This window comes from Enterococcus sp. DIV1726a, from assembly GCF_051710985.1.
Classification (GTDB): domain Bacteria; phylum Bacillota; class Bacilli; order Lactobacillales; family Enterococcaceae; genus Enterococcus_B; species Enterococcus_B hirae.
On the sequence record NZ_JBIOLS010000001.1, the window covers coordinates 1,760,556 to 1,772,974 of the forward strand.

The window sequence follows — 12,419 nt, forward strand, 5'->3', positions numbered from 1 at the left end:
CTAGCATTCATATTATTTTAAATCTTCACGTACTAATGGTTGGCTCATGCAGCGTGGACCACCACGACCGCGTGACAACTCACTTGAATTGATTTCCAATACTTTGATGCCATAGCTACGTAATAATTCATTGGATACATAGTTACGGTTGTACGTTACGACAACACCTGGTGCGATTGCCAGAGTATTAGAACCATCATTCCATTGTTCACGAGGAGCAACGATCGCATCGCCATTACCAGTTGGGATCAAGACTAAATCATCTAAACCTAACGCAGCTTTTAATGACGCTTGTAAGTCATCAGAATGAGCGATCTTGATGTCATCGCCTGCTTGTTCGATCGTAAAGACATCCATTTTTCCTTCTTTACTTTGGATTGCTGGATGGATCGTGAATTTATCATGATCAACCATGGTAAACACAGTATCTAAATGCATCATTGCTCGATTGTTAGGAATCTTGATTGCTAGGACTTTTTCAAAGCCTGCATGTTTAGCAAATAAATTACGTGCTAATTTTTCGATTGCTTTAGCGCTTGTTCGTTGTGAGATACCTACAGCGACGACTTTGTCACTTAGGATTAATTCATCTCCACCTTCGATGTGATCAGGGTTTTCACGATCTAACCATACTTCAACCCCTTTGTTCGCAAAACGTGGGTGATGTTTCAAGATGTATTCAGTAAACATTGATTCACGACGACGTGCTTCAAATGTCATCATGTTAACAGTCATCCCATTTCCCATTGATGCGGAAGGATCACGTGTAAAGTAAAGGTTTGGCATTGGGTCCATATAGAATGGATAGTCGTCATCTGAAGAAAGATCATACAGACTGTTTGAACGAACTGAAATATCTTTCGTACGGACACCCGCCATAATTTTATCTACCATTTCTTGGGTTTCCATTGATAGAAGGAACTCATGAAGACCATCTCTTACAGCAGAAGATGCAATGTGGGATTCGTCTAACATTTTATTTAAAAATTGTTCTTTGACATTGCCGGCATCAATTGCTTCTGCAGCTAATTTTTCTAGATATAAAGTTTCGACGCCTTCATCTTGCAATGTCTTTGCAAAATAGTCATGCTCTTCTTGTGCGATTGGCAGATATGGAATATCATCAAACAACAGACGGTCCATAATATCTGGTGTTAAATTTTCCACTTCTTGTCCAGGTCGTTTCAATAAAACTGTCTTTAACTTCCCTATCTCAGAGAAAACGTGAATAGGTTTATCCATGTTGTGTTGCCTCCTTCGTTTTGATTACATACATAGAATACCGCCTTTTTGTAACCACTTTCATAATTTCTTCTCATCTAAAACGAGAGCAATTTCACATTATTAGAAGACAATTAAATAAATACACGTTTTTACATTTTTTATTAACTTTTATCACTTTTTTTATACTGAAAACTCTCTCAAAAAAATATTTATTCATTAAAAAATTATTTTTGAATATTTTCTTTTTCGATATTTCACAAGGTTGATAGCGCTTGCTTTATGTAATAATTGTGTTTTTTATACAAAAATACCAATCATTAAAAAGAATTATGCAATCTATCCGTATAAATTATTCATAATAACAAAAAAGACTAATCACAAAGAATAAAATTGCTTTATTAACCATGATTTTTCTTCTAGGTTAAAACTTTACATTTAAGCCAAAACCAGTCACAATATAGTATGTAGCTGAAAGTAAGGAGTGGGAGTTTTATGCGTATAAATAGAATTGATTATCATTTTTCAAAGTTACGCTATCAACCTGATTTTGAAAACTTTACTGACGAGGAATTTGAGCTCATTAAAGAGCATACGATCCTTCGTTCTTATAAAAAAGGACAAATTTTATTTGATGAAGGAGATGAACGACAACGTCTCTACATTTTAACATCAGGATTGGTTCGTCTAGAACGATATGATGAAAGTGCTACTTATTATTATTATGATTATGTCAATCCAAATAACCTTTTCCCAATGTCTGGTATTTTTGAAGAAGGAATTTATTCATACACTGCTCAAGCAATGACAGACATCGAAACTTTCTCTTTCCCAGTATCTTGTTATGAAAAAATTGCGAAAAACAATCCAAAACAATTACTCTATATGATCCATAAAATCTCAAAAGTAGTAGCGATGCACGAACTGCGGATACAGATCGGTTTAACTTCTAGCGCTTTTGATCGAGTGAAACAAAACTTATTCATTTTAAAAGAAGAGCTTGGCATACCAACCACAGATGGCCATATCGAAATTCCATACCCTATCACACTAAAAGAATTAGCGGTTAATAGTGGGACAACGAGAGAGACTGCTGGACAAGTAATCAAACAGTTAAAAGATTCTGGTTTATTAGATTACCAAAAGAAACGGTTTACTTTTTGTAAAACTGCTGTGACGCCTGCTTTAAGAGAATAAAAAAACATACTAAGATGAGGCTGCCCTTATCTTAGTATGTTTTATTTTTTGTCTAAGCCTGATTTATTTGTAAAGGAAACAAAGAAACCTTTTCATCCTTGTTTGCGGTGCTGATGCCAAAATAGGAGGTGTCTAGGAATCATTATCGCTATTAGTGGTTTCAAGACATACAGATAATGAACTTTAGCAACCTGTAATTCTTTGAAATTACGATATTTCAACCGACTTTCCCCAAGGCGATTTTTCCAGGAAATTTTTTTATAATACTCTTTATCTTGATAGTAATAAACTAAGTTTTCTTGTAAATTATAACCTTTGTGTCCCTTCGCATATAACCGCATATATAGGTCATAATCTTGTCCTCTAACAGTATCTTTTGAAACTCGATAACCCGCTACAGATTCTAAGATGTGTTTTCTAAACATAGCCGATGGATTGATGAACGGACTCGTTTTCAAGAGATCTTTTATTTCAGGTCGTTCTTTGGCCACCCGTTCACCATAGACACCCTCTTGGTCCCATAAATAGGCATTACTGCCAACAAAACCAAATTCTGGATGAGCCTCTAAAAACGCTACTTGCTTTGCCATACGTTCCACGTGACAATAATCATCGTCATCTAGTTGCATAATGTAGTTCCCCCGTGCATGTTTGATTGCCTGGTTGCGAGTATAAGCACTTTTAGAATTTCTAGCGTTTTGATAGATTCTGATACGTTGATCTTGTTTTTTTAATTTCGTTAAAAGTTCCCAAGTATGATCTGTTGATCGATCATCGACAATAATGATTTCAAAATCTTGATAGCTTTGTCTTAATACAGAATTGACTGCTCGCTCAATCGATTTTTCTGCATTGAAAGTGGGGATAATCACACTAATCATTTGACTGCTCCTTTTTTCCATTTACTAGAGATCCCTGTTCTTTCACAACGAGTAAACCTACTAAGATCCATAGTAATCGTGAATTTTGTAAAGAAATACTAAAAGAAAAAATAATATTCGCTAATATTAAGAGACACAACAACCATTTTTTCAGCAATAATTTTCTGACAAACTGACCAAATACCAACAACATTCCCATCATTGCTGGGACTATTCCCCATTCAACAGCTATTTGTAAAAAAGTATTATGAGCAATCGTCGGGCTTCCACTAACTGATAAAGCAACTGAAGAGTAGTCAACGAAACCGATACCCATGAAATGAGTCCGCGTTAACAAAAGTTGTGCTGTTTTCCAAGCTTCTGTTCTACCGGAACCTCCAGCAACGATTGCGCCATAAAAATTAGTGAAGACTCCCTCAAATCGGACAAATTGCGGAATGGAAAGAAAACGTGCAATTAAATTACTTACATAATCAGCAAAAAGAAAATGCGTACCGATAATCAATACACTCGCTGTCATGATTGTCATTACAAGATGTTTGACGTTGATATTTTTCCTAAATAATTTTTGAATTAGAAATAACAAATTGATTACTAAAAACGCTACAACCCCTGTTTTGGAAGCAGATAACAAAATACAGGATGTATAACCCATGAATGCAATCAGGTTCTTCCACTTACCTTTAAATGGTCTTAAGTACCAGATACAGTAGCCACATGTTTGAAGATAAGCAAAATAGTTAGGATCATTCATGAATCCTTTCAAACGTAGATCACCGAACAAAACAAATGATTTCAAACTTGCTGGAGCTACTAGAAAAATGAACATACTAAGACAGCCAAAAAAAAGTGTTCCGACTTTTACCCCAGATAAAAAATCTTTTTTCAACTCTGGATTTATATGAAGGATCGAGATCGTTAGAATCAAATAAAGGAGATTGACGAAAAATTTTTGTCCCGTCATGATGACTGAAAAAAGCGAAACAGAAGTATCCACCCATGAACTTAACAATATCGTGGACAATAACCGCCAACAAATAACCCCAATAAAAAATAGTACTAATTGTTTACTGAACACCACTTTTTTCATTAGTAGAAGGTAGCCAACTAATAGCACCATAAATACATCACTTATTGACATATTGATCCCGAAAAAAACACGCGAAATACAGAGTGTAAATCCCAATAGGTAAAATAACCTTCCTAAAATTTTTTGGTTGCTTTGCGTTAATTCATCAATTGATGAGTACCCATGTGCTTCAATTGTTTTCATTTTCTATCTCCCCGTGCGCCTTTAACAGCAAAAATTCACTGATTGATTTATTTTTCCAATCATCATTTCTATCTTTTCTTCATTCATTAGAAGCATTTGCAAACGCTATAACTTTCTTGGCTGCTTCGCTTTCATCTTCTGGTAACTGTTCAATTAGCTGGGTGACTTCTTTTAAAGAAAAGCCTTTAATGTCCCCAACAAAAATCTTCTCAAAAATTTGCGTTTCTTTCTTTTCTTTTTCTAATAGCAATTCTTCATATAATTTTTCCCCAGGACGTATCCCTGTTTCAACAATCTCGATATCTTCTTCTGTATAACCACTCAAATGGATCATATTCTTAGCTAGATCCACGATCTTGATCGGCTTATCCATATCCAAAACAAAAATTTCTCCTCCCTTAGCCAATGCACCTGATTGAATAACTAATCTGCTCGCTTCAGGGATCGTCATGAAGTAGCGGGTCATCCGAAAATCGGTGACAGTGATCGGTCCCCCTCTTAAAATCTGTTCTTTAAACAGTGGAATAACACTACCTCTAGACCCAAGTACATTCCCGAAACGGACAGCCGAAAACTTGGTCTCACCAGATTGGTTCAGACTTGTGATTAACATTTCTGCGATTCTTTTTGTTGCTCCCATCACATTTGGCGGGCGATTTGCTTTATCAGAAGAAATCATCACAAAGTTCTTAACATGATTTTTTTTAGCTGCTTCCGCCACATTTTTTGTTCCGTTAATATTATTCTTAATTGCTTCTGTGGGATTATATTCCATCAGCGGAACGTGCTTATGTGCGGCTGCATGATAAACAATCGTGGGATGGTATTTTTCCATCAAATAAAAGATGCGTTCTCTATCTTGAATATCAGCAATGATTGGTAGAATCTCTACTTTCCTCTGAGGATCTAATGTAGTTAGTTCTCGATGAATCGAATAAATCGAATTTTCTCCATGTCCAAGTAAAATCAACTTTGCTGGTTCAAATGCCAAAACTTGCCGACAAATCTCTGAACCAATCGAGCCCCCAGCCCCAGTTACTAAAATCGTTTGTCCTTCTAATTGATGGCTGATACTTTCTAGGTCAAGGGAAACTTCCTCTCTTCCTAATAGATCGATCACATCTACTTCTTTTAATTGCGAAACATTGATTTTTCCGGTAGCTACTTCTTCAAAAGAGGGAACCATATTTACCTTGATATTCTTATTTTCAATGGATTGAACAAGCTGTTGGATCTTCTTTTTTGGTAACGAAGGAATCGCTATCGTAACCATATTGATACGGAATGTCTGGATCAATTGATTTATTTCACGGGTATTTCCCAGTACTTTTTTACCTAAAAGATAAGTTCCCCATTTGTTACAATCATCATCGACAAAGCCCACAACTTCAATATTATTCACAATTTGAGAACCTAAAAAACTTTGATACAGTAATTGTCCACCCTCTCCAGCACCAATGATCAAGATTCGTACTTTTTTTTCATTCGAACGACCATTTTTATTTTTCAATTCAACCCAGACCCGCCAGCCTAACCGACTACTAGCAATCAATAAAAGTGCCATTATGTAAGAAAAAACAACTAATCGCAAACTAATCTGGTACATGAGCTCCTGGTTAAACAAGTAAAACAAAGGAAAAATTGAAAATAACATAAAAGTGAGTGCCGCAAAGATCCCTAACAACTCATTAAGATTCGTATAACGATTGATTCTTGTAAATACTTTAAAGATCCCACCATAGAACAGATAACAAACAACTGATGAAATGAGTGTTATTGCCAAATAATCTCTATTGATGATAACAAATGGAACCATAAATATAAAACTGATGTAATTAGCAAGTATGATCAGAAAACTATCGAGTAGCACCAAACTAATCGCTTTGATTTTTCTAGTTGGTTTAATCAATAAATCACCTTCTTTAGTACTTGATATGCACGATCTTGATCAACATTTTCTTTCAATCATTTTAACACACCATCTACTACCTCAATAATAGTAGTTGATATCTTTCGACTTCTTTACTCCATTATAGACAATCCCTAAGATATTTGCCTGAGCGATCGTCAACAGTTCCTTTGCTTTGAACAATTCTTGTTTTAGCGTTTTTCGTTCTCTCACGACAATAATTGTACCATCTGTTTTTGAAGCTAGTATCTGTGCATCCGTCACAGGCACAACAGGCGGTAAATCAAAAATGATCAAATCAAAATTTACGCTTAATTCATCAATGATTTCATTCATTCGGCTTGACTCGAGTAATTCAGAAGGATTGGGAGGTTTTGGTCCACTGGTCATTGTCCACAAATGTGCAATATTTGTTTCATGAATGAATACGAAAGCTGATTCATTTCTTTTTTTTAACAGGTTAGTTAGTCCGTCACTGTTCGAGGTTGAACGAAATGTACTTTCTACACTTGGCTTTCTTAAATCTGCATCAATTAGGAGTGTTTTCTTCCCGCTATTTGCAAAAACAATCGCTAGATTCGCTGAAACAGTTGACTTCCCTTCCTCTGGACCTGCTGAAGTAACGACGATTGTCTTTATATCCTGATCAAATGAGCTAAATTGGATATTTGATCGAACCGTTCGATACTGTTCAGAGATCATGGACGATTGTTTACTAGCACTAATCAGAGGAACACCCTTTTTTTTCATATTATTTTTCACGTATTAGTCTCCTCATCTATTTTCGTGTGAACCGATTTTCTCTGCTTAGATGTGTACGCGCTCGTTGTCTATGTGTATGAGTTCCTTGTCGAGAGTATGTTGTGAGTTGAATCGATTGCCCACTTTCAATTTCCTTATTACTCATTTCACTAATTATCCCTAAGACTGGATACCCCATCGTTGCGAGAAAATGCTCATCCTTTACTGTTTTATCCAATATTTCTAACAAGACAGCCATCCCGATCCCTAGAAGTAAACCTAAAAATGCACCAAGAAAAAGATTCAACCGTTTATTGGGTGAAACCGGTAGCTGATTTGCTTGCGCAATTGATGTGATCGTTACTTTATTTACGTCTAAAACTTCTTTTACTTTTTCTTCAAAAGTATAAGCAAGAACATTTGCTATATTCGCAGCTTTTTCAGCTTCATCTGACATCACCTTGATATGGAACATTTGTGAATCTGAAGATTGAATAATCTGAATATTCTTTCTCAATTGATCTTTCGTTAAGTAATAAGCAAATTTATTTTCTAAGTATTCGGTTGCTTCATTAAGTACGATATCTCCTAAAATCATGTCTTTATATGTATTAATCAAGAGTACATTTGCATGTACTTCTGATTGTAAATTATGGTTGACGATTTCGTTTTTCGATTGAACGATCAATTCAGCCGATGAACTGTATGTTGGTGTAATAACAAAATAAGTTATTCCAGTCGCAACGGCGAAACCGCCGATCAATGAACAAATGATCAACAGTATCCGCTTTTTTAACCAGCTTAGTATCTCATTCAAATTAATAACCGCTTCCATCTTTTCGCCCCTTTCTATTCTATTTTTCACGTCGAACTATTTTCTTTCTGAAAAACTCACTTACGCCAAATAGGAACAAGCTCAACAGGATACTGAAAAGACCAAATTTCATAAACATAAAGAGAAAATTTTTCAAATAAGTCGTTAAAAATAAGTATAGAGCTTCAGAATGAATACCCAATCGTTCAATCAATCGAGTTACATACAAATAGGTCGGTAAAACCCCTACCATTAATCCAGCTCCACCGATCACATAAGCAAGGTAACGTATAATTAAATGAAAGAAAGGTTTGTTAAGCGAAATGATTGCGGAAAATAAGATTCCAAAAAAAGCGACTGCAAAAATGAGCAACAGGTTAAGGGTGGATGTATAAGCCATTATTTTTTTGCCGTATAACGCAAAATAAGGGATTTCGATATCACGCCGAACTGTTTCAATACTCACTTTTTTTAGTTTATTTACTGTGGTTTCAAATTCTGCATTTCTTGGGTAATTCTTTTCTTTTCCATAACTTTCTAATTGGCTTTGGACTGTCTCTTCTATTTGCTTCTCCCCTTCTAATTGAAAGGTTGAGCCAGCATAGATACTATGAATATATTGTTTGATATTATCATTTACTAAGCTTTCTGAAACTGTCTGATTCAACCATTTTTGGGAGATATTGGCACCTCTTCCTACATCAGCAATTGTGTGATTGATCTCTTTAGTGATCGTTTCCCCATAATGTGAGGATTCCACTGCACGGATCATAAAATTTTGATTGAATAAAGTAATCTTAAGAATGCCCAAGACAAAAATTGCAAATAAACTAAGCGAACAGATAAAAGCAAGAATCATTTTTGGCACTTTTCGCCATTGTTTTCTTTTTTTCATAACTATTTTTACCAAATGTAAGAAAAGACCATAAAATTTCACAAACTCATTGCAGCTTAAATTGCCCCACTTCGAAATTTTTTATCCACTAACTTCATTTTTAGTGAGCCAAACAAGCGATTATTCGATTGATCATTTGATTCTTTTTTGGTAAATCCACCTCTTTTCAAAGCGTTTTGCTTAACACATGAGTAGCGCAATTTTTCAATTCATTATTTATCTGGTTGGATCATTGGCCCCTTAATGAGATCGCCTAGAATAAATAATCTTTGATCCGTCATTCCAATACTATCGACTGGATAACAAGTATACAAAATCAGTTTTCCTTGCTGTTTTTGAACTAGAAGTTGACTAATCAATTTCGCATTTTTATCTAAAATCTTTGTTTCGTATACTTGGTAAACATACTCACCATAACTAGTGGAAATGTTAATCTTATCCGTAATTTTGACAGCACTTAATTTTCCAAATTCACTACTATTATGCCCACCAATCAATGTAGTCCCATGTTCACCTGGATACACAGACCCCATGTATTGTCCAGCACCCTCTCGTAAAATATCATCTGAGTCTCCATAATATAAGGGCACATTCAAATTTACAGAAGCAACATCAACCTGTCCATATTGATACCCGCTTCTTGGATAATCGATTTTACTGGAGGGAATGTTCTCTCCTTCCAACTCAATTGTTTTCCGTTTTTCTTCTAACTCACTAGTTGACATACCTTTAGCTGATGGTTGTGTCTTTTTTTCATATTTTGGAATATCCGAAAGCAGAAACAATCGTAAGGAAGAAGTCGTAAACTGAATGACAGGTCGCCCAATAATATACATTAGCGAATAACCCATGATCAAAAAAAAGATAGGGGTAAAAATCATTCCGCCTATTCTTTTTAATTTTTTCTTTTTTTTATGCAAGTTTGACTTTCTTTCCTACGATGAATGCACCTGTCGCAGTCATCATTAAACATCCAATTGCAAGAATGCTTGAGATAGGGAATGTTCCCGTTTGTTTAATCGGTTGTTTCGAGTTGAACACTGCTGAAATCGAGCCATCAGAGTTTTGTGTGCCTAGCTCAACATACCCTTTATTCCAACTTAAAACGACTAATCCTAAAGCATCCGCTGTTGATGAAATCAATTGCTGAATTTCCAAAATTGTTTCCCTAGGGATAATTTTTATTAAATCATTTATCGTATGAACCGATGACAAATCAATGTCTAAATTAGTCAGTTTTTGCTTCACATTTTGGATATTTTTTACTGCTGTATCCACTTGTGACTTGGATAAATCATTTTGTTTTAAATAATTTTCAGTTTGTGTAATATATGTTTGAGGCATTTGAAATTCTTTGCCTTGAATTAAAATAGGTTGAGTCAATTCTTGGATGATCATTTGCTCATCTTGCGAAATCGCCCCGGCAGCATCAACATAAGACGTAAAAAAGAAACTACATAAAATTAAAACCATACTCTGTAACACATATTTCATCTTCTAACTCTCCTTTTCCTATCAAAATAATTAAACAACCATTAAAAAATAACACATAAAAGCATTTCTACCATCCATATTAGCATATGTTATTTCTTAAGACAATTAAATAAATGCCTTCAAAACAAATAACCATCGTAATAAAATCACTACTCGCAAAATAACAATTACTATTTAAAAATAGTTATTATAATAAGTGTTTTTGCTGAGAACATAGTATTTACGTCATTTGTATTCTTAATCTCTAATCCATATTATCGCGAGACCTCTTATTAATATAACAATTTGAACAATAGAACAAAAATTTCCAAATTTAGAAATTTTAAGTCAAAAAAAGCTTGGAACAAATAAAAGATTGTCCCAAACTCTTTAATAGATGTAAAAATAAAAATGATATTCTAACTTTCATATTTCATTAATTAATCGATTTCACTTACTACAAAGTAAGTTTTTCTCAACCGCTCTTGCCATGTATACGAAAATAAGGTGAATTTTACTCATTTCCTCCTTGATTCAATACCACACTAGGTTTCGCATTTAAACGAAGATCAGCGAAATTGGCTTGTTTCAACTCTACATGCGCAGCTGCTCCAATCATTGCTGCATTATCACCACAAAGTTTTAATGGAGGGATCAGCAGTTCAATTTCTGGATGTTCTTTTTTCAATGCCTCTTCGAGTGTTTCACGCAATCCTTGATTGGCTGCAACTCCACCTGCTACAATCAATTGTTTGACTGGGTATTCGTTACAAGCACGAAGGGTTTTATTGACTAAAACGTCCACAACGCTCGCTTGAAAACTAGCAGCTAAATTATTTGTATCAAGAGTTTCTCCACGTTGTTGGGCGTTGTGTACTAAATTGATAAAGGCGCTTTTTAAACCACTAAAGCTAAAATCATAATTACTTTCATGGATCATGGCTCTTGGAAAATGGTAGGTATCTTCACCACGATGCGCTAACTGATCGATTTCTTTTCCGCTTGGATAACTCAAACCTAAGACACGACCAACTTTGTCATAAGCTTCTCCAGCGGCATCGTCTCTCGTTTCACCGATGATTTGATAGTTCCCGTCTTCCTTCATATAGACCAGCTCTGTATGTCCACCACTGACAAGCAATGCTAGTAGCGGAAATTCAAAAGGCTTTTGAAAGCGTGCAGCGTAAATATGACCTGCCATATGGTTCACAGGTATCAAAGGCAAATTGTTCGCCCAAGCAAAAGCTTTGGCGGCAGAAATCCCAATCAGTAACGAACCAACTAAACCAGGACCATAAGTAACCGCTACAGCACTCAGTTGTTCAACAGAAGTGCCTGCCTCCGCCAAAGCGTCTTCGATACATAAAGTGATTTGCTCTACATGATGGCGACTTGCTACCTCTGGAACAACACCGCCAAATCTTTTATGGCTGTTAATCTGTGAAGCAATGACATTGGCTAAAATCTCATCACCATTTTTCACAACTGCGACACTCGTTTCATCGCAACTTGATTCAATTGCCAGAATCAATTCTTCTTTCATTTCATCGTCTCCGTTTTTAACTTTGTACTCATAATGATCGCATCTTCTACTGGATCATGATAATAAGATTTTCGTTTCCCTAGTTCTCTAAATTTCTCTGATTGGTAAAGATGACGAGCTGCTAGGTTAGACGTTCGTACTTCTAAATAAACATTATATGTTCCTGCTTGTTTTTCTCGGTCTAATAAAAAGCGTAATAACTGACGTGCATACCCTTTTTTTTGCAGTTTTTTTGCCACAGCAATATTCGTGATCTCCGTCTCATCGATAACTTTCGAATAGCCAATGAATCCTTGGAGTAGCGAATTTTCCACCAATAAGTAATATTGCGTATGTGGTTGTTGGATATCCATTAAAAATTGGTCTTTGGTCCAAGGAGAACCATGTTCATATGCTTCCTCACAAAGCGCCCATAAACAAGACGCTAACTGTTCATCTTCAAAGTCATTCTTAGTATAAATCAATTGTACCT

12 protein-coding genes are annotated in these 12,419 nt (G+C 35.4%); 1 reads left to right on the top strand and 11 read right to left on the bottom strand.

The window, feature by feature from the left end; all coding sequences use genetic code 11:
• Positions 1–12: 12 nt before the first annotated feature.
• Positions 13–1,242 (bottom strand): arginine deiminase, encoded by a 1,230-nt coding sequence (arcA, locus tag IGJ27_RS07790; protein ID WP_010718865.1) that lies wholly within the window; start codon positions 1,240–1,242, stop codon positions 13–15.
• 474 nt (positions 1,243–1,716) lie between these two features.
• Between arcA and IGJ27_RS07795 the strand changes: the two genes are divergently transcribed.
• Entirely contained in the window at positions 1,717–2,418 is a 702-nt protein-coding gene (locus IGJ27_RS07795; RefSeq protein WP_081202126.1) for a Crp/Fnr family transcriptional regulator, read from the top strand.
• Positions 2,419–2,510: 92 nt separating this feature from the next.
• Here IGJ27_RS07795 and IGJ27_RS07800 read toward each other — a convergent pair whose 3' ends face one another.
• From IGJ27_RS07800 to rimI, 10 genes are all read right to left on the bottom strand, one after another.
• The gene (locus IGJ27_RS07800; RefSeq protein ID WP_178305862.1) at positions 2,511–3,299 is read right to left on the bottom strand and encodes a glycosyltransferase family 2 protein; all 789 of its coding nucleotides are present in this window, start codon (positions 3,297–3,299) and stop codon (positions 2,511–2,513) included.
• A complete protein-coding gene (locus IGJ27_RS07805; protein WP_178305861.1) occupies positions 3,292–4,572 on the bottom strand; it encodes an O-antigen ligase family protein in 1,281 nt (426 codons plus the stop codon). Before IGJ27_RS07805 ends, IGJ27_RS07800 begins: the two co-directional genes overlap by 8 nt.
• A gap of 79 nt (positions 4,573–4,651) precedes the next feature.
• Positions 4,652–6,481, bottom strand: coding sequence for a polysaccharide biosynthesis protein (locus IGJ27_RS07810; RefSeq protein WP_096710209.1), 1,830 nt, complete (start codon positions 6,479–6,481; stop codon positions 4,652–4,654).
• An 81-nt stretch (positions 6,482–6,562) separates the two neighbouring features.
• A complete protein-coding gene (locus tag IGJ27_RS07815; RefSeq protein WP_025480509.1) occupies positions 6,563–7,231 on the bottom strand; it encodes a CpsD/CapB family tyrosine-protein kinase in 669 nt (222 codons plus the stop codon).
• 28 nt (positions 7,232–7,259) lie between these two features.
• A complete protein-coding gene (locus IGJ27_RS07820) occupies positions 7,260–8,057 on the bottom strand; it encodes a YveK family protein (protein ID WP_034698350.1) in 798 nt (265 codons plus the stop codon).
• A gap of 19 nt (positions 8,058–8,076) precedes the next feature.
• Complete coding sequence (locus IGJ27_RS07825; protein WP_178305860.1) at positions 8,077–8,931, bottom strand: hypothetical protein; 855 nt, start codon at positions 8,929–8,931, stop codon at positions 8,077–8,079.
• 212 nt (positions 8,932–9,143) lie between these two features.
• The gene (locus IGJ27_RS07830; RefSeq protein WP_010718857.1) at positions 9,144–9,812 is read right to left on the bottom strand and encodes a class D sortase; all 669 of its coding nucleotides are present in this window, start codon (positions 9,810–9,812) and stop codon (positions 9,144–9,146) included.
• Positions 9,813–9,843: 31 nt separating this feature from the next.
• The gene (locus IGJ27_RS07835) at positions 9,844–10,425 is read right to left on the bottom strand and encodes a hypothetical protein (RefSeq protein WP_010718856.1); all 582 of its coding nucleotides are present in this window, start codon (positions 10,423–10,425) and stop codon (positions 9,844–9,846) included.
• Positions 10,426–10,918: 493 nt separating this feature from the next.
• Complete coding sequence (gene tsaD, locus IGJ27_RS07840) at positions 10,919–11,947, bottom strand: tRNA (adenosine(37)-N6)-threonylcarbamoyltransferase complex transferase subunit TsaD (RefSeq protein ID WP_010718855.1); 1,029 nt, start codon at positions 11,945–11,947, stop codon at positions 10,919–10,921.
• The gene (rimI, locus tag IGJ27_RS07845) at positions 11,944–12,411 is read right to left on the bottom strand and encodes a ribosomal protein S18-alanine N-acetyltransferase (protein WP_063627253.1); all 468 of its coding nucleotides are present in this window, start codon (positions 12,409–12,411) and stop codon (positions 11,944–11,946) included. Before rimI ends, tsaD begins: the two co-directional genes overlap by 4 nt.
• Positions 12,412–12,419 lie beyond the last annotated feature (8 nt).